Origin of the sequence: Cryobacterium shii (genome assembly GCF_004402595.1) — a bacterium.
Lineage (GTDB): Bacteria > Actinomycetota > Actinomycetes > Actinomycetales > Microbacteriaceae > Cryobacterium > Cryobacterium shii.
In genome coordinates this window covers 152,303-176,561 of sequence record NZ_SOFY01000014.1, presented here as the reverse complement: position 1 = coordinate 176,561, position 24,259 = coordinate 152,303, and the positions used below count along the sequence as shown (strand labels likewise).

29 protein-coding genes are annotated in these 24,259 nt (G+C 70.3%); 10 read left to right on the top strand and 19 right to left on the bottom strand.

What is annotated here, in order from left to right; genetic code table 11:
• The first annotated feature begins 79 nt into the window (after positions 1-79).
• A complete protein-coding gene (locus E3O49_RS18455; protein WP_420898183.1) occupies positions 80-1,801 on the top strand; it encodes a glycoside hydrolase family 13 protein in 1,722 nt (573 codons plus the stop codon).
• Between the two features lie 3 nt (positions 1,802-1,804).
• Here the strand turns inward: E3O49_RS18455 and E3O49_RS18450 are convergent, their stop codons facing one another.
• The 7 genes from E3O49_RS18450 to E3O49_RS18420 all read right to left on the bottom strand — a co-directional run bounded on the left by E3O49_RS18450 (position 1,805) and on the right by E3O49_RS18420 (position 8,010).
• Complete coding sequence (locus E3O49_RS18450; RefSeq protein WP_134366388.1) at positions 1,805-2,269, bottom strand: VanZ family protein; 465 nt, start codon at positions 2,267-2,269, stop codon at positions 1,805-1,807.
• Positions 2,270-2,351: 82 nt separating this feature from the next.
• Positions 2,352-3,887, bottom strand: a complete 1,536-nt coding sequence (locus E3O49_RS18445; RefSeq protein WP_134366389.1) for an amino acid permease — start codon at positions 3,885-3,887, stop codon at positions 2,352-2,354.
• A 36-nt stretch (positions 3,888-3,923) separates the two neighbouring features.
• Positions 3,924-5,036 carry an ABC transporter ATP-binding protein gene (locus tag E3O49_RS18440; protein ID WP_160141014.1) on the bottom strand — a complete coding sequence of 371 codons (1,113 nt, stop codon included), beginning with the start codon at positions 5,034-5,036 and terminating at the stop codon, positions 3,924-3,926.
• Entirely contained in the window at positions 5,033-5,722 is a 690-nt protein-coding gene (gene modB / locus E3O49_RS18435; RefSeq protein WP_198416019.1) for a molybdate ABC transporter permease subunit, read from the bottom strand. Before modB ends, E3O49_RS18440 begins: the two co-directional genes overlap by 4 nt.
• Before the next feature lie 3 nt (positions 5,723-5,725).
• Entirely contained in the window at positions 5,726-6,601 is an 876-nt protein-coding gene (gene modA / locus E3O49_RS18430; RefSeq protein WP_198416021.1) for a molybdate ABC transporter substrate-binding protein, read from the bottom strand.
• Between the two features lie 41 nt (positions 6,602-6,642).
• On the bottom strand, positions 6,643-7,053 hold the full coding sequence (locus E3O49_RS18425) for a TOBE domain-containing protein (RefSeq protein WP_134366390.1): 411 nt from the start codon (positions 7,051-7,053) through the stop codon (positions 6,643-6,645).
• A 60-nt stretch (positions 7,054-7,113) separates the two neighbouring features.
• Positions 7,114-8,010, bottom strand: coding sequence for a LysR substrate-binding domain-containing protein (locus E3O49_RS18420; protein ID WP_134366391.1), 897 nt, complete (start codon positions 8,008-8,010; stop codon positions 7,114-7,116).
• Between the two features lie 115 nt (positions 8,011-8,125).
• On the opposite strand from E3O49_RS18420, the gene alsS reads away from it, so the two are divergent.
• Both alsS and budA read left to right on the top strand, forming a co-directional pair.
• Positions 8,126-9,850 carry an acetolactate synthase AlsS gene (gene alsS / locus E3O49_RS18415; RefSeq protein ID WP_134402382.1) on the top strand — a complete coding sequence of 575 codons (1,725 nt, stop codon included), beginning with the start codon at positions 8,126-8,128 and terminating at the stop codon, positions 9,848-9,850.
• The gene (gene budA, locus E3O49_RS18410) at positions 9,847-10,578 is read left to right on the top strand and encodes an acetolactate decarboxylase (RefSeq protein ID WP_134366393.1); all 732 of its coding nucleotides are present in this window, start codon (positions 9,847-9,849) and stop codon (positions 10,576-10,578) included. Before alsS ends, budA begins: the two co-directional genes overlap by 4 nt.
• Positions 10,579-10,588: 10 nt before the next feature.
• Here the strand turns inward: budA and E3O49_RS18405 are convergent, their stop codons facing one another.
• The 12 genes from E3O49_RS18405 to E3O49_RS18350 all read right to left on the bottom strand — a co-directional run bounded on the left by E3O49_RS18405 (position 10,589) and on the right by E3O49_RS18350 (position 20,144).
• Positions 10,589-10,819, bottom strand: a complete 231-nt coding sequence (locus E3O49_RS18405; protein ID WP_134366394.1) for a ferredoxin — start codon at positions 10,817-10,819, stop codon at positions 10,589-10,591.
• A complete protein-coding gene (locus tag E3O49_RS18400) occupies positions 10,816-12,042 on the bottom strand; it encodes an NADH-ubiquinone oxidoreductase-F iron-sulfur binding region domain-containing protein (protein WP_134366395.1) in 1,227 nt (408 codons plus the stop codon). Before E3O49_RS18400 ends, E3O49_RS18405 begins: the two co-directional genes overlap by 4 nt.
• Complete coding sequence (locus E3O49_RS18395; RefSeq protein WP_134451044.1) at positions 12,039-12,656, bottom strand: ferric reductase-like transmembrane domain-containing protein; 618 nt, start codon at positions 12,654-12,656, stop codon at positions 12,039-12,041. The genes E3O49_RS18400 and E3O49_RS18395 overlap by 4 nt, the downstream gene beginning before the upstream one ends.
• A complete protein-coding gene (locus tag E3O49_RS18390; protein WP_134366397.1) occupies positions 12,653-13,624 on the bottom strand; it encodes an FAD:protein FMN transferase in 972 nt (323 codons plus the stop codon). Before E3O49_RS18390 ends, E3O49_RS18395 begins: the two co-directional genes overlap by 4 nt.
• Position 13,625: 1 nt before the next feature.
• Positions 13,626-13,952: a hypothetical protein gene (locus tag E3O49_RS18385; protein ID WP_134451042.1), complete on the bottom strand. Its 327-nt coding sequence runs from the start codon at positions 13,950-13,952 to the stop codon at positions 13,626-13,628.
• Between the two features lie 78 nt (positions 13,953-14,030).
• Positions 14,031-15,110, bottom strand: a complete 1,080-nt coding sequence (locus tag E3O49_RS18380) for an LLM class flavin-dependent oxidoreductase (protein ID WP_134366399.1) — start codon at positions 15,108-15,110, stop codon at positions 14,031-14,033.
• A 151-nt stretch (positions 15,111-15,261) separates the two neighbouring features.
• Positions 15,262-15,531: a 30S ribosomal protein S15 gene (gene rpsO / locus E3O49_RS18375; RefSeq protein WP_134366400.1), complete on the bottom strand. Its 270-nt coding sequence runs from the start codon at positions 15,529-15,531 to the stop codon at positions 15,262-15,264.
• 193 nt (positions 15,532-15,724) lie between these two features.
• A complete protein-coding gene (locus E3O49_RS18370) occupies positions 15,725-16,393 on the bottom strand; it encodes a maleylpyruvate isomerase N-terminal domain-containing protein (RefSeq protein ID WP_244285248.1) in 669 nt (222 codons plus the stop codon).
• Positions 16,394-16,576: 183 nt separating this feature from the next.
• Positions 16,577-17,224, bottom strand: a complete 648-nt coding sequence (dhaL, locus tag E3O49_RS18365; RefSeq protein ID WP_134451040.1) for a dihydroxyacetone kinase subunit DhaL — start codon at positions 17,222-17,224, stop codon at positions 16,577-16,579.
• Entirely contained in the window at positions 17,221-18,045 is an 825-nt protein-coding gene (locus E3O49_RS18360; protein ID WP_134451038.1) for an HAD-IA family hydrolase, read from the bottom strand. The genes dhaL and E3O49_RS18360 overlap by 4 nt, the downstream gene beginning before the upstream one ends.
• On the bottom strand, positions 18,045-19,175 hold the full coding sequence (locus tag E3O49_RS18355) for an AI-2E family transporter (protein WP_134402380.1): 1,131 nt from the start codon (positions 19,173-19,175) through the stop codon (positions 18,045-18,047). Before E3O49_RS18355 ends, E3O49_RS18360 begins: the two co-directional genes overlap by 1 nt.
• Before the next feature lie 78 nt (positions 19,176-19,253).
• Positions 19,254-20,144: an LLM class flavin-dependent oxidoreductase gene (locus tag E3O49_RS18350; RefSeq protein ID WP_134366404.1), complete on the bottom strand. Its 891-nt coding sequence runs from the start codon at positions 20,142-20,144 to the stop codon at positions 19,254-19,256.
• Between the two features lie 191 nt (positions 20,145-20,335).
• On the opposite strand from E3O49_RS18350, the gene E3O49_RS18345 reads away from it, so the two are divergent.
• The 7 genes from E3O49_RS18345 (at position 20,336) to E3O49_RS18315 (ending at position 24,244) form a co-directional block, all read left to right on the top strand.
• A complete protein-coding gene (locus E3O49_RS18345; protein ID WP_134366405.1) occupies positions 20,336-21,511 on the top strand; it encodes a M4 family metallopeptidase in 1,176 nt (391 codons plus the stop codon).
• A 27-nt stretch (positions 21,512-21,538) separates the two neighbouring features.
• A complete protein-coding gene (locus E3O49_RS18340; protein WP_134366406.1) occupies positions 21,539-21,808 on the top strand; it encodes a protealysin inhibitor emfourin in 270 nt (89 codons plus the stop codon).
• A gap of 145 nt (positions 21,809-21,953) precedes the next feature.
• Positions 21,954-22,832, top strand: coding sequence for a hypothetical protein (locus tag E3O49_RS18335; protein WP_134366407.1), 879 nt, complete (start codon positions 21,954-21,956; stop codon positions 22,830-22,832).
• Between the two features lie 133 nt (positions 22,833-22,965).
• Positions 22,966-23,391: a pyridoxamine 5'-phosphate oxidase family protein gene (locus E3O49_RS18330; RefSeq protein WP_134366408.1), complete on the top strand. Its 426-nt coding sequence runs from the start codon at positions 22,966-22,968 to the stop codon at positions 23,389-23,391.
• Between the two features lie 4 nt (positions 23,392-23,395).
• A complete protein-coding gene (locus tag E3O49_RS18325; protein ID WP_241975777.1) occupies positions 23,396-23,563 on the top strand; it encodes an SDR family NAD(P)-dependent oxidoreductase in 168 nt (55 codons plus the stop codon).
• Positions 23,560-24,015 (top strand): SDR family NAD(P)-dependent oxidoreductase, encoded by a 456-nt coding sequence (locus E3O49_RS18320; protein ID WP_241978659.1) that lies wholly within the window; start codon positions 23,560-23,562, stop codon positions 24,013-24,015. Before E3O49_RS18325 ends, E3O49_RS18320 begins: the two co-directional genes overlap by 4 nt.
• The gene (locus E3O49_RS18315; protein WP_241978660.1) at positions 23,957-24,244 is read left to right on the top strand and encodes a hypothetical protein; all 288 of its coding nucleotides are present in this window, start codon (positions 23,957-23,959) and stop codon (positions 24,242-24,244) included. The genes E3O49_RS18320 and E3O49_RS18315 overlap by 59 nt, the downstream gene beginning before the upstream one ends.
• Positions 24,245-24,259: the final 15 nt, after the last annotated feature.

Below are 24,259 nucleotides of genomic sequence, written 5' to 3'. Positions count from 1 at the left end.
CTCACTCTCAGCACCCGAAAACGGCGCACGAACAGGCACCGATCCTATTCCTTCCAGGGTGCCATGACAGGATCGGGACATGACAAACCCCGTTCCCACGGCCGTGATGCCCGCCTCCGACAGTGACGCGCCCGCCCGTGCCCCCTGGTGGACGAAGGCGGTCGTCTACCAGGTGTATCCCCGCAGCTTCGCCGACTCCGACGGCGACGGGGTCGGCGACCTCGGCGGCATCCGTTCGAAACTGGACTACCTCGCCGACCTCGGCGTGGACGCCGTCTGGCTCTCCCCGGTCTACCCCTCGCCGCAGCACGACAACGGCTACGACATCAGCGACTACCAGGAGATCGAGCCGGTCTTCGGCAGCCTCGCCGAGTTCGACCTGCTGCTCGCCGAGGCGCACGAACGCGGCATCAAGATCGTGATGGACCTCGTCGTGAACCACACCAGCGACGAGCACGCCTGGTTCCAGGAGTCCCGCAGTTCGCTGACGAACCCGAAGCGCGACTGGTACTGGTGGCGGAAGCCCCAGGCCGACGGGAGCGCCCCGAACGGCTGGGGCAGCGCCTTCAGCGGACCCGCCTGGACCCTCGACGACACGACCGGTGAGTACTACCTGCACCTGTTCGCGAAGCAGCAGCCCGACCTCAACTGGGAGAACCCCGAGGTGCGGCAGGCCGTCTACTCGATGATGAACTGGTGGCTCGACCGCGGCGTCGACGGCTTCCGGATGGACGTGATCAACTTCATCGCCAAGCGGGTCGAGCTGGTCGACGGACCGGCCGCGGCCACCGGCGGCGGCTCCCCGATGGGACCCCAGATCCACGACTTCCTGCAGGAGATGCACCGCGAGGTCTTCGAGGGCCGCCGGGGCGAGCACCTCACGGTCGGCGAGATGCCGGGCGTGAGCACCGACGACGCCCTGCTGTTCACCGATCCGGCCCGGCACGAAGTGGACATGATATTCCAGTTCGAGCATGTGGGCCTCGACCAGGGCGAGCACAAGTTCGACGTACTGCCCCGCAACCTGCCGGCACTGAAGCAGAGCCTCTCCCGCTGGCAGGACGGCCTCGCCGCCACCGGCTGGAACAGCCTCTACCTGAACAACCACGACCAGCCCCGGCTGGTGTCGCGCTTCGGCAATGACACCACCTATCGTTACGAGTCGGCCACGCTCTGGGCGCTGGTGCTGCACCTGCACCGCGGCACGCCCTACATCTACCAGGGCGAGGAGATCGGCATGACGAACGTGCGCTTCGACTTCATCCACGACTACCGCGACCTCGAATCACTGAACCACTACCGCGAGGCCGTGGAGGACTTCGACCTCGACCCCGGCACCGTCCTCGCCGGGGTGCAGACCATGGGCCGGGACAACGCCCGCACCCCGATGCAGTGGGATGCCTCCCCGCAGGCGGGCTTCACCACCGGAACGCCGTGGCTGGCGGTCAACCCGAACAGCGCGGACATCAATGTCGCCGCCGACCTCTCCACCGAGCGCAGCATTTTCCGCTTCTACCAGTCCCTGATCGAGCTGCGGCACGAGAGCGAGGTCGTCGCCCTCGGCGACTTCGCCCTGCTGGAACCCGACCACGAGGCCCTGTATGCCTTCACACGTACGCTCGGCGACGAGACACTTCTCGTCGTCGCGAACGCCTCGGACGCACCGCTGTCCGGCCCACTGCCGGCGGACGTCTCCGGCGCGGAGCTGGTCCTGGCCAACTACCCGGCCGATCCGGATGCCGCCGCCCACCCCACGGAGACGACCCTTCGACCCTGGGAAGCGCGCCTCTACCGGCTGTAGCTGCTACCGGCTGTAGCCGACGGATGCCGCCCGGCCGGCGGCATCCGTCTTGCGGGGCACGATCTTCCAGGCCGTGATGACCAGGGCGACCAGCACCCCGAGGACCGCGCCGGCAGTGTTGGCGACCAGATCGCGGAGATCCGGGTAGCGGGTCGGCAGGAACTGCTGGGTGAACTCGATCGAGCAGGTGAGGGCGACGCCCACGACGATCGCCAGCCACCACTGGCGACGGCCGAAGAGGAGCACCAGGAAGACGCCGATCGGGATGAACATGCCGATGTTGGCGGCGAACTCGACCCGGCCGTAGGTGATCCAGTCGGTGGAGTCGTGCCGGGCGAAGAACCCGAGCGCGCGCAGCAGCCAGCCGTTGTTGGACGTGTTGAGCGGCTGCGGCCCGAGCGTCACCCAGCCCACGAACGCCAGATAGGCGAGCGTGGCCGAGGACAGGACGGGATGGCGGTGCAGCATGGCTCCATCCTCCCCGATCCCGGCTGGGCTTCCACCCCATCCGCCGAACGGCAGTCGGGGCGATGCGCGGCGGGCGCGGGCGCTACTTGCCCAGCGTGGCCCGTTCTTCGCGGATGACCTCTTCGCGGAAGGTGGCGTCGAAGACGCGCTTCGCCTCGATCCCGACCACCGAGTGGCGACGGCCGTAGAGGAAGTACACGGCGAGGCCGATCGCGAGCCAGACCGCGAAGCGCACCCAGGTGAGCGTCGTGAGGTTGAGCATCAGCCAGAAGCAGAGCGCGGCCGACAGGATCGGCAGGTACGGCGAGAACGGCACCTTGAACGCCCGCGGCAGGTCGGGGCGCTTCTTGCGCAGCACGACCACGGCGATGCTGACCAGCACGAAGGCGGAGAGCGTGCCGATGTTGATCATCTCTTCGAGCACGCCCACGTCGGTGAACCCGGCGATCAGCGCGACGGCGGTGCCGGCGATGATCTGCACGCGCGCCGGGGTGCCGCGCTTGGCGGAGGTGACGCTGAGCCCGCGGGGCAGCAGGCCGTCGCGGCTCATCGCGAAGAGCACGCGGGACAGGCCGAGCAGCAGCACCATGATCACGGTGGTGAGTCCGATCAGGATGCCGACGGAGATGACCTGGGCGGCCCAGCCGGCGCCGACGGAGACGAACGCCGTCGCCAGGGAGGCGTTCGGGTCGTCGGCCAGCACGGTGTAGGGCACCATGCCGGTGAGCACGAGGCTGACGCCGAGGTAGAGCACCGTGACGATGGCCAGGCCGGCGAAGATGCCGCGCGGCAGGGTCTTCTGCGGGTTCTTCACTTCTTCGGCGCTGGTGGCGACGACGTCGAACCCGATGAAGGCGAAGAAGACCAACGAGGCACCGGCAAGCAGGCCGAACAGGCCGTACTGGGCCGGCTGCGCGCCGGTCATGAACGAGAACAGCGACTGCATCCAGACGTCGCCCGCACCGCCAGTCGACGGCACCGACTTCGGGATGAACGGCGTGTAGTTCTCCGGCTTGATGAAGAAGGCGCCGACGACGATCACGAACACGACGATCGCGACCTTGAGGATGGTGAAGACGCTGGCCACCCGGGCGGACAGTTTCGTGCCCAGCACCAGGAGGGTGGTGAAGATGGCGACGATGACGAACGCGCCCCAGCTCACCTGCAGGCCGAACACCGGGATCGTGGCCGGGACATCCCAGTTCCAGAGCTTGAAGACCTCGCTGAGGTAGATGCCCCAGTACTTGGCGATCACGGCGGCGGCGGTCAGCATCTCGAGGATGAGGTCCCAGCCGATGATCCAGGCGAGCAGCTCGCCCAGGGTGGCGTAGGTGAACGTGTACGCCGAGCCGGCCACGGGAACCGCCGAGGCGAACTCCGCGTAACACATGATGGCGAGCGCGCAGGTGACCGCGGCGAGGAGGAACGCCAGGGTGACGGATGGCCCGGCGTAGCTGCCGGCCGCCTTCGCGCCGACCGAGAAGATCCCGGCGCCGACCGCGACGGCCACGCCCATGATCATGAGGTCCCAGGTGCCCAGCGTGCGTTTGAGGCTGTGGCCCTTCTCCTCGGAGTCGGCCATGGAGGCTTCGATGCTCTTGGTGCGCCAGACGCTCATGCGGGAGGTTTCCGTTCCGTTGGGTACCGGACCATATTATTGCGGAGCGAGCTCGGCCAGGTGCACCGACCGGCGATGCACCAGGACCAGCACACGGGAACCCCCCGTGAGGCCGAGCGCCTGGAGCTCGCGTCGGGTGAGGAAACAGACCAGCGGGAAACCGGCATCCACCTGCACCCGGATCAGGGAGGCCTCCTCGATGATTCCCGTCACGACGGCGGGCAGCGAGTTGGTGTCCGGGGGCGCCGCGGAACCCGGATCCGCGCGGAGTCCGACGTCGCCGCCGCGCAGGCAGACCGCCACCGCCTCCCCCGCGGCCAGCGGATGCCGGCGCCACGACGGCAGGTCGGCGACGACGCTCGCCTCCCCCACCCGCAGCCGCACGGTGCCGCGGTCGACCGACACGACCCGGGCCGGGCTGATCGTGTCCATGCCGACGACCCGCGCCACCATCGCGTCAGCGGGGCGGTCGAAGACCTCGGCCGGGGGGCCGGTCTGGTGCACGGCGCCGTCGATGAGCACGACGAGCTGGTCGGCCAGGGCGAGGGCCTCGTCCCGGTCATGGGTCACGACCAGAGCCGGGATCCCGGCGTGCAGGATGAGCCGGCGGAGTTCCGAGCGCAGCCGCAGCCGGGTCGGGTCGTCCAGGCCGGCGAGGGGTTCGTCCAGCAGCAGCACGTCGGGCCGGGGCGCGATGGCACGGGCGAGTGCGACCCGCTGGGCCTCGCCGCCGGAGAGTTCCGCGACGATCCGCTCCTGGAAACCGGGCACCTCGGCCGTGCGCAGGGCGTCGTCGATGATCGCCTGACGCGACGCCCGCGGCATCCGTTTCAGGCCGTAGCCGACGTTCTCGGCCACATTGAGGTGCGGGAACAAGGCCAGGTCCTGGAAGAGGTAGCCGACGTTGCGGCGCCGGGCCGGCACGAACGTGCGGCCGCCGTCGTCCCACAGCGTCGGCCCGAGGGTGATCGTGCCGGAGCTGATCCGGTCGAGGCCGGCCAGGCAACGGATGATCGTGGTCTTGCCCGCCCCCGACGGTCCGAACAGCACCGTGATGCCGGGGTGCTCCAGGTCGAGGTCGAGCCGGGCGCGCACCCGGCGGTGACGGATGTCCAGACGCAGCGCCTTCGACGCCGTTCCGACGCTCACCGCGGCGCCCACAGCAGCGATCCGCGCCGCTGGAAAGCGTAGGTCGCGCTCAGCACGACGAGGGAGAAGACGAGCAGCAGCAGGCTGGTCAGCCCGGCCGTGGCGTAGTCGAAGGACTGCACGGCGTCGTAGACCGACACCGACACTGTGCGGGTCTCCCCCGCGATGTTGCCGCCGACCATCAGCACGACCCCGAATTCGCCCACCGTGTGGGCGAAGGTCAGCACGCCCGCCGTGGCCAGTCCGGCCCGGGACAGCGGCAACACCACCCGGACCAGGCTCTGGCCCCAGGACTTGCCCAGCACGGCCGACGCCTCCAGCAGCCGGCCGTCGACGCCGGCGAACGAGGCGAGCAGGGGCTGCACCGCGAAGGGAAGGCTGTAGATGACGGATGCGATCAGGAGCCCGGTGAAGGAGAAGGCCAGCGTGGTGCCGGTCGTGTCCCGCCACCACCGGCCGAACGGGGAGCCGCTGCCGAGGGCGACGAGCACGTAGTAGCCGAGCACGGTGGGCGGCAGCACCAGCGGGAGGGCGACCACGGCCTCCACGATCACCGTCCAACGGCGACGGGAGAAGGCCAGCCAGGCCGCCAGCGGAATGGCGATGACGAACAGGATGGCCGTCGTCGCCAGCGCGAGCCGGATGCTGACGCCGACGGCCTGCCAGTCCACGGCCTGCCAGCCCACGGTTCAGTTCCCCGGCAGGGTGAAGCCGTAGGCCGTGAGGATGGCCGTGCCCGCGGGGCCGAGCATCGTGTCGCGCACGGTGCGCGCCGCGGCCGGGTCCTGGGCCGCGGAGAGCACGACCCCGCCCTGATCGAGGCGCGGGTAGCTCGCCAGCGGCAGCTCGACCCAGCGGCCGACGCCCTTGAGCGGGTCGGAGAGCACGAGGGACAGCGCCACGATGCCCGCGTCGGCGTTGCCCGACGAGACGAACTCGGCCGCCTGGGCGACGTTCTCGCCGAGCACGAGCTTCGGGCTGACCGCGTCGTACTGCCCGGCCTCCTGCAGGGCGGCGACGGCGGCTTTCCCGTAGGGGGCGTGCTCGGGATTGGCGATGGCCACGGCGGTGACGCCGGGCGAGGCCAGGATGCCCAGGCCGTCCGCCGGGTCCAGGGCCGACCCTTCCGGCACCCACAGCACGAGCCGGCCGACCGCGTACGGGAACAGGTCGGCCTTCTCGGCCAGGCCGGCCTCGACCAGCTGCTGGGGGTAGCTCACATCCGCCGACAGGAACACGTCGAAGGGTGCGCCGTTGCTGATCTGGGTCAGGAACGTGCCCGACGAGCCGTAGGTCGCATCCACCCGGATGCCGGGATTCGTCTTCTCGACCAGGTCGATGATGTCGTCCAGCGCGAACTTCAGGTCGGCGGCGGCGGCCACCCGCACCACCCGGTCGGGGCCGGCCGAATCGGATCCCCCCGGGGCGGCGGGAACGGGAGACGACGCGCACCCGGACAGCGCCGCCAGCACCGCCAGCACGGCCAGCACGGCCACGCCGAGGCCGAGACCCCGGGACGGGCGACGCCGCCCGGCACGGTCGCGGGTCATTCCTGGCCGGGTCATTCCTGGCCGGGTCATTCCTGGCCGGGTCATTCCTGGCCGGGTCATTCCTCGTCACCGGGCCGGGACTTCTCCACCACGACCGTCGTGGACTTCACCACGGCCGTCGCCAGCGACCCCGGCTCCAGCTCCAGCTCGTCGGCGGCCTCCCGCGTCATCAGCGACACCAGCCGGAACGGGCCGGCCTGGATCTCGACCACGGCGACGAGCCCGTCGCGCTTCACCTCGGTGACGATGCCCTCGAGGCGGTTGCGCGCCGAACTGGGAAACGGTGCCGCATCCTGCTCCTGGTCCCGGCGCTCCCGCACGAACGCGGCTACCTCGGCCCCGTCGATCACCTGCCGGGATCCCGCCCCGCGGGTGGCGGTCAACCGGCCCTGTTCCACCCACCGGCGAACGGTGTCGTCGCTCACGCGCATCAAGGTCGCCACCTCGCTGATACGCAATTGAGTCATAAAGCCAGATTCTATACGGCAGATTCCATTCCGAACAGGAATTCGTCACGCGCCTGCGGATCAGAGACGGATCTCGGGCTCCTCCCGCGGGAGGGCGAGGTCGACGAAGGCGCGCACCGCCGCCGACGCCCGGCGCTTGCGTGACGCCGCCAGGTAGACGGTGAACTCCGGCACGTTGTCGACCGGGAGCCGGCGCACGCCGGGGGCGTCGTTCGCCGCGAATTCCGGCAGCAGGGCGACCCCGAGGCCGTTGGTCACGTACTCGGCCGCCGTGCCGATGTCGGAGACCTCGATCGTGATCCGCCGCTCGATCCCGGCGGCGGCGAAGGCGTCGTCGACGATCTGCCGGCTGGCATAGCCGGGCGGCAGATCGATGAACTCCTCCGCGACGAGGTCGTCGAGTGTCACCGTGCGGGCGGACGCCAGCCGGTGGCCGTCCGGCACGACCAGCACCATCGGCGAGGAGGCGATCCGCACGGCGATCAGCGGCGCGGGCGCGGGGCCGCTCAGCGCGAGAAAGGCCAGGTCGAGTTCTCCGCTGACCAGCTCGTCCACCAGTCCGGCCGAGCCCCGCCGGGCCGCTCGCAGCCGCACGTCCACGCCCCGGTGGCCGGTGCGGAAATGCCCGAGGAGCCGCGGCACGTTCACCAGCGTGACGGAGGTCATCAGGCCGATCACGATGGACCCGGTGATGGCGCGGGTGGTCTCCTGGGCGACGTCGCGCACCTCGTTCACCGCGTCGAGGGCGTCGCGCACCTTCGGCAGGAGCAGTTCGCCCGTCGAGGTGAGCCGGATCTGTCGGCGGCTGCGGTCGAACAGCTCGACCCCCAGTTCGCCCTCGAGCGCGCGAACCCCGGCGGACACGGCGGACTGGGCGATCGTGAGCCGCTCCGCGGCGCGGGTGAAGCTCAGCTCGCCCGCGACGGCACTGAAGAATTCGAACTGTCTGACGTCCACCGGTTAATCATCTCATTTTCAGATCGTTTGCATCACTCTTCGGCGTTGTTTCTTATCTGTTTGAGCGGGAGCATGGATAGGGAAGCCGGATCCGACGGCAAGCCGGGAGGCCAGAATGACGAACATCTCACCCGCGGTGGACAGCACCGCCAGCACCCGGGCGGCCGGCACGGCCGACCTGGCCCGCCGCTCCGCCGACCGCGTCGTGGAGTGTCTGAAGGCCTACGGCGTGAAGTGGGTGTTCGGCGTCCCCGGCGCCAAGATCGACCCCGTGTACGACGCCCTCCTCGACGACGGCCCCGAGGTGATCGTCTGCCGCCACGAGCAGAATGCGGCCTTCATGGCCGCCGCCGTCGGGCGCCTGAGCGGGCAGCCCGGCGTCGTGCTCGTCACCAGCGGCCCCGGCACCGCCAACCTCGCTACCGGACTGCTGACCGCCACGACCGAAGGCGACCCCCTCGTCGCCCTCTGCGGCGCGGTGTCCCGCGCCGACCGCCTCAAGCGCACCCACCAGACGATGGACGCGGTCGGCATGCTCTCGGCCGTGACCAAGTCGGCCGGCGAGGTCAGCGTCGCCGACAACGTGCCGGAGGCCATCGCGAACGCGTTCCGGATCGCGACGCAGGAGCCCCGGGGCGCCGCCGCCGTCGTGCTGCCCTACGACGTCCTCACCGATTCGACCGCGGTGACGATGAAGAACCCGCACTGGGTACCGCGGCTGGGCGCCGCCGCTCCCGAGAGCGTGAAGCGGGCCGCCGCGCTGCTCAAGGATGCCCGGATCCCCGTCATCCTGGCCGGCGCGCGTTCGGGCTCCGACGAGGCCACCGCCGCGCTGCACCGGTTGCTGGGCGTCGCCGGGCTTCCCGTCGTCGAGACCTTCCAGGCTGCGGGCGTCATTTCGCACGAGCTCGAAGAGCACTACCTGGGACGGGTGGGCCTGTTCCGCAACCAGCCGGGCGACATCCTGCTGCACAAGGCCGACGTGATCCTGGCGATCGGCTACGACTTCGTCGAGTACGAGCCTTCGAAGTGGAACGAGGACCACCAGCGCGTGATCATCCACCTCGACGAGCTGGCGGCCGACCTCGACGACTACTACCGCCCGACGGTGGAGCTGCGCGGGGACGTGGCGGAGACGATCGACGCGCTCGCCCGGCAGATAGACGGCCTCGTGCTGCCCGCCGCCGCGGCATCCGTCGTCGCAGACCAGCGCGCACGACTGGCGCAGGCGGACCAGCCCACCGGGCTGCGCGACGAATCGGAGGGCGTGCACCCCGCCGACCTCACCCTGCTGATGCGCGAACTGCTGCCGGATGACACAACGGTGCTCTGCGACGTCGGCTCCCACTACATCTACATGGCCCGGCACTTCCGCACCTACCACCCCCGCACCCTGCTGTTCTCGAACGGCCAGCAGACGCTCGGCGTGGCCCTGCCCTGGGCGATCGCGGCGACGCTCGTGCGCCCGGGAACGCCGGTCGTGTCGGTCTCCGGCGACGGCGGCTTCCTCTACTCGGCGATGGAGCTCGAGACCGCCGTGCGGCTCGGATCGACGTTCACGCATGTCATCTTCAACGACGGCACCTACGACATGGTCGCGTTCCAGCAGCAGGGCAAGTACGGACGCACCTCCGGCGTGCAGCTGGGCGACTACGACGCGGTCGGCTACGCCGAGTCATTCGGCGCCCACGGCTACCGCGTCACCCATCTCGACGACTTCGCCGGCATCCTGGCCCAGGCCATGGCCGAGCCGGGACCGAGCATCATCGACGTCCACGTCGACTACCGTAATAACAGGGACGACCTGATGGCCGACCTCGAAAGCGATGTGCTGCAATGAGCAAATTCACCGTCTCCCGACACGAGATCTTCCAGACCAGCCTGATGAGCGCGCTGCTCGACGGCGTCTACGAAGACGAGATGACCGTTCGCGACCTGCTCGGTCACGGCAGTTTCGGAATCGGCACGTTCAACGGGCTCGACGGCGAAATGCTGATCATCGGCGGCACCTGCTACCAGCTTCGGGCCGACGGCGGCGTCTCCGTCGCCGACCTCGGCGCACACACGCCCTACGCGGTCGTCACGAATTTCGTTCCGCACATTGAGAGCGAGCTGCCCCCCGGCCTGTCGCGCGCCGAGGTGTCCACCTTCATCGACCGGATGACGGCCTCCCAGAACTACATGTACGCCCTGCGGATCGAGGGTGACTTCGAGTGGATCCGGATGCGGACGGTCGTCAAACAGCAGAAGCCGTACCGCCCGATGGTGGAGGCGACCGACGAGGACGCCATCATCGAACTGCACGACGTCACCGGTGTCGTGGCCGGATTCCGCACCCCGCTCTACGAGCAGGGCATCGGGGTGCCCGGCTGCCACGTCCACTTCATCAACGACGAGCGCACGGCGGGCGGCCACGTGCTGGACTTCAAGTTGCGCTCCGGGCGGGCCGCCCTCTGCCTCGGCACCGACCTGCGGCTGCAACTGCCCCTGACGGATGCCTTCCGCAACGCCGACCTCTCCCCCGACGACCTGGAATGGCAGCTGCAGAAGACCGAGCAGCACAAATAGGCAGACGTCTTTACGTCCCCAGCACCAGCCTCAGCGCCTGCCGCGGGCAGAGGGCGACCGCCTCGGAGGCGGCATCCAGTAGGCGTTCCTGAACCGGAACGTCCGACCCTGCGCCCCTGGTCCGGGCCAGCGGGTAGCCCCAGTCGTCCCGGGCAAGCAGTTCGGGCAGGATTTCGGTGCAGAGGCCGCGGCCGTCGCAGGCGGTCCAGTCGATGTGCAGCAGTGAGCGCGGCGCTGTCATGAGTGCTCCTTCCGGCAGGTGCCCGCCAGGTGGGCCCGCACGTCCGCGTCGAACACGGTCAGCGTGCTCAGCACGAAACGAGCGGTTCCGTCGGGGTAGTGGCACGACCCACGACCGGTGACGAGGTCGGCGAGCCGGCGCAGCTCGGCCGGCAGCGAGGGATCCCGTTCGCCGCGGGCCAGCCGCGACAGCACGCTCGCCATCGCCGACAACCCGTTGACGCAGGGTCCGCACTGACCGGCGGTCTCGCCGGCCAGGTAGGTCGCGATCGCACTGGCCACCGTCAGCGGACAGTGCCGAGCATCCTGCCCCATCAGGATTCCGGCGCCGGGGGTGGCCCCGAACCGCGCCAGGTCTTCTCGGTCGAGCCGCACGTTTCCGGCTGAGGCGGGAACCCACGCGCCGTGGAAACCGCCCACCAGCACGCCGGAGAGGCCGGCCGGATCGATCCCGGCGAACCGGAACACGTCGTTCAGCCCCGCTCCGCCGCCGATCTCGATCACCGTCGACGGCCTCCCGCCGCCGGTGACGGTGACCAGACGGGTCCCCGGGTCGGACGCAGTGCCGCGCGAGCGGAACCAGGCCGGACCGAAACGCGCGATCAGGGCGATGTGGGCGAGGGTTTCAACGTTGTGCAGCAGGGTCGGCCGGCCAGCCAGGCCGGACTCGGTGAGCAGGAACGGTCGATCCTGCGGCACCGGGCGACGGCCGGCCAGGGCGCTGACAACGGCCGATGCCTCGCCCGAGACGAAGCTGTCGGCGGCCTCCCGCAGTTCGATTTTCCGGGCATCGCGGCGTTCCCCCAGCGCCCGCGAGACCGCTCCCAGCACGGATGACCGCACGTAGAGATAGGTCGCCGTGCCGTTCAGGGACTCGGCTACGGCCAGCAGGCCGTCGATGACCAGGTGCGGCGCCACGGTGAGCAGCGTCGCATCCTTGGAGCTGAGCGGTTCGCCCTCCGCGGCGTTGCCGATCACCACGACCCGGCGCCCGCGGGCCCGTTCACGGCCCGGCACCGCGGCGAGCTTGCGCCAGGCTGGGAAGGCCCCGCCGCCCCTGCCCTCCAGCCCCGAGTCGTGCAGGGCCGACAGGAGAACCGCCGGGTTGCTGGTCGGCAGCGGCCCGAAAGTGGCGAGGTGGGTGGCGAAATCGGCAGCGGGAGCGGACGTCAGCCGGGTCGTGCCGACCGGCGCGGTGACCGAGGATGCCACGGCGCCGGTCATCGGTTTCGCTCCACTCGGTTCGGGTCGGTCCGTTTCGGGTCTGTCCGATTTTGGTCACCCTGGGTCAGGTCGGCCCGCACCGAACCGAGTGGAGCGAAACCGCCGGTGAGGCGCCAGAGGAGGGCCGAAAGCACGGCCACCGCGCAGACGACGGCGAAGGCGATGAACCAGCCCGCTCCGGCATCCGTGCCGTTGCCGATGCCGTGCAGGAGCGCGACCGGCCAGATCAGGTAGGTCAGCCAGTGCACGGCGCGGAAGACCCGCACGCCGACGGAGGCGCGCTCCGGGCTCGTCAGCACCACGGCGATCAGGAGGTCGACGGCGACGGTGCCGAGTCCCAGCCAGAACGGCTTGTAGGCGCCGAGGAAGGGCACGACGAAGTCGACCAGTCGCAGCTGGGCGTATGAGTCGCCGAGGAGCGTGACCAGGTGCACGGCCAGGAACGCGGTCGCCAGCAGTGCCACGTTGCGGTGCACCAGGGTCAGCGCGAAGCGGGGCAGGCCGAACAGGGGCCGGCCGGATCGGGTCAGGATGCCCAGCAGCACCGACATCGTGAACAGAGCCAGGGCGACCACGCCCGTGCCGCGGCCGAGAGCCCAGAGCGCCTCGTTCACGGCTTGCCCTCCTCGTCGGGCCAGCCGACGAGGGTGACCACGGCCCCGTCGGCGGAGACGAGCCGGGCCGGCACGCCCTGCTCACGCAGCCAGGCTTCCGCCGCGGCGCCGCGCACGATCGCGGCGGTGCTGAGGGTGTTCGCGCGGTGGCAGGTGGCCGCCGCCACCGTCGCGGTGCGCCAGACCGGTTCGGCCGGGAGTCCGGTGCGGGGGTTCAGGATGTGGTGTTGCGGCCGTCCGCCCCGCAGCCACCGCCGCTTCTGCGTGCTGGAGGTGGCCAGGGCCTGGCCGGCCGCGAGGGTGACCTGCGCGCTCGGCTCGAGCGGGGCATCCTGCACCAGCACCTGCCAGCCGCCGGCCGGCGCGGGGCCGGCGGTGGCGATGTCGCCGCCCAGGCTGACCAGCACCCCGCAACCGAGGCCGGCGCTGACCCGCGCCGCGACCAGGTCGGCGGCGACGGCCTTCGCGGTCGCTCCGAGATCGAGGGCCAGGTGCCGCGGAACGGTCAGCCGGTTCGCGACCAGCGTGACGCTCCTCCAGCCGGGGGCCCGGGACGCGATGGCCCGCACGGGGACGCCGTCGTCACCCAGGAGGAGCCGGATATCCCGGTCGTAGCCGACCGCGTCGAGTGCGTTGCCGAGGGTCAGGTCGACGTCACCGTCAGTGAACCGGGCGGAGGCGAGCGCCCGGCGGACCAGGCCGGCGAGCGTGTCGTTCACCTCGACGCCGTCCGGCAACCGATCGGCCAGGACGCGGATCTCCGAGTCGTCGCGGAACCGGCTGGAGGCCGCCTCGATGTCCGCGAGCACGTCATCCGCGATCGCGCGCGCCTCCTCGGCCCGCCCGCTCTGCCCGCTCTGCCCGGTCGGCCCGGCGTTGGTGAGCACGATGCGGGCGGTGGTGCTCCACAGCTCCCAGTCCAGCGTGGTGACGTGGGCCGTGGTGACGCCCGCTGTGATGGCGGGCATGTCAGGACCCGTTGGTGGTCGCGTTCGGGGACCGGCCGTTGCCCGGGGTGATCGGGGACACGTTCTGCTGGGGCTGCGGTGCCTGCTGCAGGGGCTGGGACGACCCTTCTTCCCCGTCGCCCCATTCCCCGTCATCCGAGCCCTGGGTGTCCGCGGCCGGGGCCTGCTGCGTCGTCGGTCCCGCGGCGGTCGCCCTGGTCGCCAGCGCATCCGCCCAGCTGTGGAGACCGAGCGCCGAGGCGGCGACCACGGCCAGAACGCCGATCGTTCCCGTGACGATCCGGCTGAGCCGCTTGCCGTGTTCGCGAGCATCCATGGTCTGTTCCACCCTCCGATTGTCTACAGTGACAACGCTGGCAGGGGTCGCTATGCGTTTCCTATGAAAAAACCCCGAGCTGACAGGGTGTTAGGGACCGGTGACGGGCGCGGGCGCGGCCTCGAGGAGCTCGGCGGCGAGGAGCTCCAGCGTGCGCTCCCGGGCGGGGGACGTGGCCGGGGCGGCCGTCCCGTGCGCGGAGGCGATGGGCTGCAGCATGACCTCGTCGACCCCGAACCGGGCCGCGAGGTCACGGATGCGCGCGGCGGCGGCCACCGGCTCGTCCAGGATCCAGGTGGCGGACATCCGCTCGATCATGCCCTGTTGCGCCGGCGCCATCGTCGTGGCGGCGGCCTCCTCGAGCGTCGCGAGCGGGCCGAGCGGCTGGCCGGAACGCAGCCGAGCCATCTGCTGCATCTGCGGCAGGGCGAGGGCACGGGCCTCGGCCGCGGTGTCGGCGACCACCACGTTGAGGGTGAGGATGGTGCGCGGCGCGGCCAGGGTGTCGCTCGGAGTGAAGCCGCGTCGGTAGAGGTCGAGGGCCTGGGTGGTGCCGTCGCCCGCGAAATGGTTGGCGAAGACGTAGGGCATGCCCTGCTTCGCGGCGAGCCGGGCCGAGTAGTCGCTGGAGCCGAGCAGCCAGATCTCGGGCATCGCGTCGGCGGCGGGGGTGGCGCGCAGGGCGTACTCCTGGCCGGAGGTGAGGCTCAGGGCGGCCCCTCCGGGCTGCAGCAGCGCAGCGATGTCGTCGATGTTGCGGGGGAAGGCGTCGACCTCGCTGACGGCGCCGCTGGAGCGCAGCAGCGCGGTGATCATCGGGTCGCTGCCGGGCGCACGGCCCAGGCCCAGGTCGATCCGGCCGGGGAAGGCGGCCTCGAGCAGGCCGAACTGCTCGGCGATCACGAGCGGGGAGTGGTTGGGCAGCATGACTCCCCCGGAGCCGACCCGGATGCGCTCCGTGCGGGCGGCGAGAATGCCGATCAGCACCGGCGGGTTCGTCGACGCGACGGCCTGCATATTGTGGTGCTCCGCCACCCAGTAGCGGGTGTAACCGAGCCGGTCGGCGCTCTGCGCGAGGGCGACGGATGCCGCGATCGCCTGGGCCGAGCTCTGGGCGGTGCGGACGGGAATCAGGTCGAGCACGGAGAGGCTCAGGGCGGAAGTAGTCATCGCTTCGGGAAACCCTTCCGGGCCCGGTCTTATTCCCCGGACTCATTCCCTGGCCTGCCCGGCGGGCGAACGCGGCGGGTACGCAGAACGGGCCGCCACCCTCAGGTGACGGCCCGTTCGCAAGAAGATCGCGTTGTCTTCGAAAAGTGCCTTAGCGGCGAAGTCCGAGGCTGCCGATCAGCGTGCGGTACCGAGTGATGTCGATGTCCGACAGGTAACCGAGCAAACGACGGCGCTGACCAACCATGAGAAGCAGGCCACGACGTGAGTGGTGGTCGTGCTTGTGCTCTTTCAGGTGCTCCGTGAGGTCCAGGATGCGCTGCGTGAGCATGGCAATCTGAACTTCGGGGGACCCGGTGTCGCCTGGGTGGGTAGCGTACTTTTCGATGATCGCCTTCTTTGCATTAGCTTCGAGTGCCATAGATGGGATCCCCTTTCTCTCACTGCGCGGTGCCCGGGGCCGAATGCCTGGGCTCTCTTGATCCGCGGCCGTCAAACGGCAACCCACCGAGTTTAGCAGAGTCACGGATGCCCCGGCGCAGCGGCCGTGAATGCTTCGGCCGTGAATGCTTCGGCCGTGAATGCTTCGGCCGTGAATGCTTCGGCCGTGAATGCTACAGCACCGTGAAACCGGCCGGCAGGCTCCCCCGCCCGGTGGCCGCGAGGAGCAGGTCCGCGGCGAGGCCCTTCCGCAGCGCCAGATCCCCCAGCAGGTGCAGGCTGACGGATGCCGCGGCATCCGGAACCTGCGCCGGCACCCCCAGGCTCGCCCGGAGGTCGCAGGTGTGCACGGTGAGCTCGAAGATGCGGGTGGGCAGGTAGTCGGCCAGGCGCATGGCGCCGACCGGGGTGGCGACGACGGCGTCCCCGGCGGTTTCGGCGACGAGTTGCAGCACACGGTCGGCGATCACCGACACCTGCCGGGCCGGGTCGGGGCCGAGGGCCGCGCCGGCGTCCCGGCCGGGCCGGGCGACCGTCGCCGGATCCCCCAGCGAGGCGAGGGCCAACGGGTAGTAGTCGACCGCCGACAAAACCGCGACGGCGGCGCCGGACGCGGCGGCGCCGGACGCGGCGGCGCCGGACGCGGCGGGGGCCTGGCCGAGGTAGGTCTCCACGGTCAGCAGGGCCCGGCTGGTGTGCCCGACGAGGTCCCGCACGGTCCACTCGCCGAGGCCCGGCCGCTCCCAGTCGTTGACGAGGGATGACGTGTCGACGAACCAGCGGGCGGCCTGCCGGAAGGCCTCGCGGGTGGCGGGCCAGGCGTGCATCGAGTCGTCGTTCATGTGCCCACCCTCCACCCGTACCCCACCCGCCGTCTACCGCGGCCGCGGCTCGCGGCGCAGGTTGTGGCCGCGGGCGCAGGTTCTAACGCGCGCCCGCTGCCCGAAGGTGCGCCGCGAGACCGACGGCTGGTCGCGACCGACGGCTGGTGTGTTCGGCGACTGGTGCGTTCGGTCGGTCGCCGGTCAGAGGTCGTCGCGCGAGGCCCATTCCCGGCTGAGCCGCTCCAGGATGACCGCGACGGCGACCGCTCCAGGATCGGGCGAGCCGATGCTGCGTTCGCCGGTGTAAATGGCCCGTCCCCGGCGGGCCTGCAGCAGGCTGGTGGCGTCCGCGCTGGCCCGGGCCACCCGGGCCATGCGGGCGAGGGCCGCGGCAGGGCCGCTTGCGGTGGCCAACTCGGACTCGAGGGCATCCGTGGCCGGCACGAGGGCGTCGAGGAGGGTCTTGTCGCCGAGGTCGGACTTGCCGCGGCTCTTGATTCCCTCCGCGGACGCGCGGAGGATGGCGACCACGTCGGCCCCCGTGAGTTCTTCCTTGCCCGACACCGCGGCGGCCGCGCGCAGGAACGCCGTGCCCCAGAGCGGACCGGAGGTTCCGCCGATGCGCCCGGAGATGACCAGCGCCACCCTTTTCAGGAACGCCGACGGGCTGGAACGGTCGAGGCCGTCCCAGTCGGAGAGCACGATCTCGAATTCGCGGGCCAGGGAGAACCCGAAGTCGCCATCGCCGACCACGGAGTCGTGGTCCCCGAATTCCCGCTCGTTGTCGACGGCCGTGCGGGCGATGCTCTGCACGCCGAACGCGGTGTCTGACAGGGCTGTGCGGGTCATCGGTTCTCCAGGGCGTCTGGGGCAGTCGCGTCGGGGGCGGGAATCTCGGGGGCCGCAAGGATGGCGGCGAAATCGGAAAGGTCGACGAAGAATTCCGGCGCCAGGTGCAGCGGGTCGCTGATCGTGACGGTGGTGGGGCCGCCGGGGTCGCCGAGCGAGGACACCACGAGGGCCGCCCCGGTGAAGTCCTCCCCCGCGGCGTAGCCGCTGACCGTGATCACGGTGCGCAGCCCGGCGGCGAGCTCGGCCTTCAGACCGTTCGCACTGTCCTCGACGACCAGCGCGTCGCCGGGTCCGATCCCGAGCTCCCGCAGGGCGCGCAGGTAGACGTCCGGGGCCGGTTTCCTGGCGCCGTCGACGTCACCGGCGAAAACCCGGAACTTTGCCGCAAGCTCGGGTCCGACCGCGTGGGTGAGCACGGTGCGCACGGACTCCTCCGCGGACGTGGACGCCACGGCAAGGGTCCAGCCGGCGTCCGCGGCCTGGGTGACGATCCGGCGGATGCCCGGGCGGGCCGGCAGTGCGCCGCGGTTCACCCGCTCGGTGTAGATCGCGGTCTTGCGCCGGTGCCATCTCGCGACGGTGGAGTCGAGTGCGGCGGGGTCGTCCTGCGGCAGCCCGAGCACGGCGGCGACCGACGGGGTCAGGATGCTGCGCATCCGTTCCTTACCGCCGCCGATCTTCATCTTCACCGCGTAGTCGGGGTCGTTCCACTGCACGGGAACCGAGAACTCCGCGAAGGCCTGGTTGAAGGCCGGCAGGTGGCCGTCGCGTTCGGTGTCGGCGAGCACGCCGTCGCAGTCGAAGATGAGCGCCGGCATCACCTCACGCCTTCCGCACGCCGGCGGTGGCGCCGGAAGGAGAATTTCTCCCGGCGGGTGATCGACTCGTCCGGCCCGTCCCAGACCTTGAAGATCGCCCAGGAGACGGCCACCAGCGGCACCGCGAGCACGGCCCCGGCGATGCCGCCGAGGACCGTGCCGCCGGTGAGGGCGATCAGGATCACCAGCGGATGCAGTTTCAAGGCCCCGGCCATCACCACCGGGTTGAGCAGGTCCCCCTCGAGCTGGTTGACCACGACCACGATCGCCACGACGATCAAGGCGACGATCGGGCCGTTGGCGACGAGGGCCACCAGCGCGGCGAGGATGCCGGCGATCGTCGCCCCGATCAGGGGGATGAAAGCGGTCAGGAACACGATCACGGCCAGGGGCAGGGCGAGCGGGACCTGCAGGATGGCCAGCCCCGCCCCGATCAATACGGCATCGAACAGGGCGATGACCGCGGTGCCGCGCACGTACTGACCGAGGACCTCGGGCGCGACCGCGCCGACCCGGCGCGCGCGCTCGAGGCGTTCCCCGGAGAGGAAACGCAGGAAGAAGCCCCAGATCAGGCCGCCGTCCTTGAGGAAGAAGAACAGGATGATCACGATCAGCAGGAATCCGGTGACCAGTTCGACGGCGGCGGACACCCCGGCGAGAGCGCCGGTACCGAATTCCGCGCTCGTGATGAAGCCGACCAGGGTGTCGCGCACGGCGGCGAACTGGGCGGCGTCCAGGGACAGCGGGCCCTCGACCAGCAGCCCCTGCAGCTCGTCGAGTCCTTCGCTGGCGGCCAGGGACAGTGCGGTCCACTGGTTGCGCACCGCGAAGACGATGAGCGTGACGATGCCGCCGAGGATGAGCACGCCCGACAGCAGAGTGATCCAGGTGGAGAGCATCGCCGAAACGCCGCGCCTGCGCAGCCAGCCGACCACCGGTACCAGCGCTGACGCCAGGATCAGCGCCACGAGCACCGGGATGACCACGAGCTTCACCTGCACCAGCGCGTAGACGATCCCGCCGGCCACCAGCACCACGAGGATGATCTGGCCGCTGCGGAGTCCCCACCGGCCGAGGCGGTCGGTCAGCAGGGAGCGCGGGGGCTGTGCGGGAACGTCGTCTGCGTGCATGCCGCCACCATAGGCACCTGTGCGTCGGCCGTAAAGGCGGCGGCAAAGGCGCTGCCGGCCGACCGCGTACTGAGCGGCCTACGAAGCGTGCCGGGCGAAGGAGGCCGCCACCCGTTCCAGCACGGCCTCCGACCCGGCGTAGATGCCGTCGGGCCGGGGCCAGTGACTGATCACGTCGGTGAACCCGAGCTCGCCGGCGCGACCCACGGCATCCTCGAACGCGCCGGCGCTGCTCAGGGAGTAGGCGCCGCCGCTGTCCAGGGACAGGTAGCGGTCGATGCCGGCCGGGTCGCGGCCCGCGGCGAGCGCCGTGTCGTCGAGCCGTGCCGACAGGGTTGCCACCGAAGCCCACCAGTCCTCGCCGACCGCGCCATCCGCCCCCGTCGTCACCCAGCCGGACCCGAACGTGGTGACCAGGCGCAGTCCCTTCGGCCCGTTGGCGGCGATGACGAAGGGCACCCGCGGCGACTGCGCCGGGGTGCCGACCATGCGTGCACCCACCGCCGTGGCCCAGTCGCCGCTGAAACTCAGGCCGCCCCTGCCCGGCTCCTCGTGGCGCAGCAGCAGGTCGAGGCCGGTGACGAATTCGGCGAACCGTTCGTGCCGTTGCCGGGGTGTGAGCTCGGGCTGGCCGAGCACGCCGGCGTCGAAGCCCGTGCCGCCTGAGCCGATGCCGAGCAGGAACCGCCCGCCCGCGATGTCGTCCAGGGTCGCGATCTCCTTGGCGAAGGTCACCGGATGCCGGAAGTTCGGCGACGACACGAAGGTGCCCAGACGGATGCGGGAGGTCACGACCGCCGCGGCCGTCAGCGTAGGGACGGTCGCGTGCCAGGGCTGGTCGGCGAGGGACCGCCAGGAGAGATGGTCGTAGGTCCAGGCGTGGTCGAAGCCGAGCGCCTCCGCGCCCTGCCACTTGCGGCGGGCCTCCGGCCAGGCGTCCTGCGGGAGAATCACGATTCCGAAGCGCATGCTGAGAGTCTACGGACGGCGGCCTCCGGCGCCTTCTCGCCCGGGCCGCCCGGTGCTATTAATGGTGCAGCTCGCGGTGCCGCCCGCCCCCCACGTTACGGTCGGCGCCGCGAGTTCGCCATTCGGGCCCCTCCGCGGCGGATGCAGCGGATGCGCTGGCCAGTGTCACCGTCTGGTGCCACACTCGTCCCATGACCGGATCACCGCACGCCCACACCCGTTGCGCGATCGTGCCGCCGTACCTGCTGGTGCGGCTGGCCCGCCTGGACGATCCCCGGTTCGCTGCCGCCGCCGAGGCCGCGCGGCAGTCGCTGATGCGGGACGCGCCGATCCGGGACCTGCGCGCGGGGGCGCATCCGTCTGTGCGATCGTCGGTGCATCCATCGGTGCAGCCTTCGGGCATCGGAACCGCGGTGCGCGGGCGGATCGACCGGGCCATCTCGGATGCGGCGGGCCTGGAGCGTCTGCCGGGCCGGCTGGTGCGCGGCGAGCGGCAGGGGCCGGTGGCGGACCCGGCGGTGCAGGAGGCCTGGGACGGGCTCGGCAGCACGCACGCCCTGTTCTGGACGGTGTTCGAGCGTGACTCCATCGACGATCGCGGGCTGCCGCTGGAGGCCACCGTGCACTACGGCCGCCGGTACGACAACGCGTTCTGGGACGGGGAGCGGATGGTCTTCGGTGACGGGGACGGGCAGGTCTTCAACCGGTTCACCGCGTCGCTGACCGTGATTGGGCACGAACTCGCCCACGGCGTCACCCAGTTCACCGCCAACCTCGCCTATCAGGGCCAGTCGGGCGCGATCAACGAGTCGGTGTCAGACGTGTTCGGTTCCCTGGTCGAGCAGTACGCGAGGGGCCAGTCGACCGCCGAGGCGTCCTGGCTGATCGGCGAGGGATTGTTCACCGACCAGGTGCAGGGTGTGGCCCTGCGCTCGATGAAAGCACCCGGCACCGCCTACAACGACGATGTCCTCGGCAAGGACCCCCAGCCGGCCAACATGTCTGGCTACGTGGAGACCGAGGACGACAACGGCGGGGTGCACCTGAACTCCGGTATCCCGAACCGGGCGTTCTTCCTGGTCGCTTCCGCTCTCGGCGGCAACGCCTGGGATGCCGCCGGCCGGATCTGGTTCGACACGCTCACCTCCGGCACGCTCGGGCGGGGCGTTGACTTCCGCGGGTTCGCTCGGGCGACCGCGCGGGCGGCGCTCAAGCGGTACGGCATCGGATCCCCGGAGCACGATGCCGTGATCGCCGCCTGGACCGCGGTGGGACTCGGTGCCGGCCTCGGCTCGGTATCGAGCGCCCGCACCGGCGCCGTCACCATCCCCGGCGGCACCGGGGATCCGGTCGCGCTGCCGGAGTAGCATCTCCCCCATGAAGGTGGACGTCTTGTGAAGGTGGTCGTCTCGCGCAGCGGTGGTATCGCCGGGATCCGGCGGACCTGGGAGGTTCAGGTCGACGAGCAGCCCGATGCGTCAGCATGGATGGCGCTCCTCGACACTCTGCCATGGAACGACGTGGCCACGGAGGCGCCGCAGCCGGACCGGTATATCTATCGCATCCGCTGTGCACCCCATGAGGTGGTGCTCGGGGAGCAGCAGGTCTGCGGCCCCTGGCAAGACCTTATTGACCGGGTCAGAGGGGTGATCGAACCACGCTGAACGTTGCGTGAACGAATGGCGCGGACCGTTCCTGGACGTGGCTGCCTGAGAGTCCCCTGTTAGAATGACCTTAACTAGGGGGCCTTTCATCGTTATTCTTCCGGCTGTAAAAAATTCATGTTCTTCCATCCTGCGCCAAGCCACAGTGCTGGCCCTCGGCCTCGTTCTCGCCGGCTTTGCGCTGACCGCTATTCCGGTGGCGCCGGCCTCGGCTGCGCCGACGGGCACGACCATCGACCAGTGCAACGGCGTCCCGGGAGTCGGCGCCGGCACCGGAGCCGTGGAATGCAACGTCACCGTGACGAACAACCTGGACCTGGCTACCGGTGTGGCGAGTTCCACGGTGAGCACCGTCGTATGCGTTCACGAAGCCAACACCAAGGTCGATTGCGGGCCGGCCACGGTCGCTCCCTACACGAACCTCGTCCTGCACGTCGCGCAGTGCAACGGGTCGATCAACGTCGGCGGCGGGAACGTGCTCTGCACCGTGACCATCGTGAATAACATCACCGGCTCGGCGACTCCGACCCCCGCGACCGTGAATCAGTGCATCGAATCCGGCACCGGCGGCGGCACCGAGCCGACGACCGACTGCGACCCGACCGGCCCCACAACCGGTGCCACGGTCGACCAGTGCAACAGTTCCGGAAATGGCGGCGGCGCCACCATGCGCGTACTGTGTACCGTCGACCCGCTGTCCAGCGTGGTGCCGGAAATTCCGGTCACGGTCACCCAGTGCAACGGATCCGGCAACAATGGCGGCAGCACGGTCATCTGTGACACCGAATTGACCACGATCGTGCGGGCCGCAGCAACCACGCCGACGGCCACCCCGACCCCGACCCCGACAGCGACCGCCTCTCCGATGGTGGCTCCCCTCGTCGAGGCCGCTCCGCAGTTGGCCGCCACCGGCTTCAGCTCCGGACCGCTCCTGATCTCCACCGCTTCGGCTCTCCTGCTCGGCGGCCTGGTCGTGCTGTTCGTATTCCGACGCAACATCCGTCGCCCCGGGCGCCAGGGCTGACACGCACCAGCTCTGCACGAAGAGCGACTACGCGCCGACCGCCGTTCCCGGTGGTCGGCGCGTTTTTCGTCCCGCCCGTTGGTCGACCCGCGCGTTAGCTCGCGGAGAAGCCGACCGCGTGGGACCATTGGGCATGGAAACCAACGACCTGAGTCCGGTTCGGAACCTCACCGAAGAAGAATGCTGGGATCTCCTGATCTCGTCGAGTTTCGGGCGACTCGCGCTGAGCATCGCCGGTGAGCCGGACATCTACCCGGTGAACTTCATCGCGGTCGACAAGACGCTTCTTTTCCGTACCGCGGAGGGCACGAAGCTGCTCGAACTCACCGTGAACAACAGGGTCGCTTTCGAGACGGACGGGATCGGCCGCGACGAAGCCTGGAGCGTCGTGGCGCGCGGCCAGGCGCGCGTGCTCGACACGCAGGCCGAGATCGAGGCCGCGGACCAGCTGCCGCTGCGCCCGCTTGTCCCCACCCTCAAGTACATCTATGTGGAGATCACGCCCACGACTGTCAGCGGTCGTCGATTCAATCTCGGCCCGGAACCCGACCGGTACTGACCAGATGAACACGCAAGCGGTTCCCGGCGTTGTGCTGATCACCGGTACATCCTCCGGGATCGGCCTGCATGCAGCCGTGGCGGCGGCCCGCGCCGGACACACGGTCGTGGCCACGATGCGCAACCTCGAGGGAGCGCGCGCCCTGCGCGACGCCGCGGCCACCGCGGGGTGAGCCTCGACATCCGTCGTCTGGACGTCACCGAGCCCGACTCGGCGACGCAGGTCGTGACCGACCTGACGGAACGCTACGGCCGGCTCGACGCGCTCATCAACAACGCCGGCTCCGGCCGGGTCGGCACCATCGAGAACGAGACCGTCGACGATGTGCGAGCCGTGATGGAAGCGAACTTCTTCGGGGTCGTCGCCGTGACCCGCGCTGCCCTCCCCCACCTGCGTAAAACCCGCAGGCGCCTGATTTCGGTGTCGAGCGTCGGCGGGGTCGTCGGCCAGCCCTTCAACGAGGCCTACTGCGCCGCCAAGTTCGCGGTCGAAGGCTTTCATGGAGAGCCTCGCCCCCGTGGCTGCCACGGCCGGGGTCTCCGTGACGGTCGTCGAGCCCGGTGCCGTGGCGTCGTCGTTCATCGCCAACGTGGGTGGAGAGCTCGCCTCGTCCGGCCCGGTTGACGACCCCTACGCCGACACCCTGGCCCCCTACCTGGCCCGCGCGGCGTTCTCCTTCAGTGCTGCCCAGTCCGCTCACAGCGCCGGTGCGGTTCTCGCAGGCCTGCTGGACGGCGACCGCCCCGCGTTCCGCGTGCAGACGTCCGAAGGCGCACGCCAGTTCGTGGCTGCCAAGCTCGCCGACCTCGATGGTTCCGTCGTGCAGGGCATGACGGCAGCCTGGCTGGCCTGACCGGCTCCTCCCGGG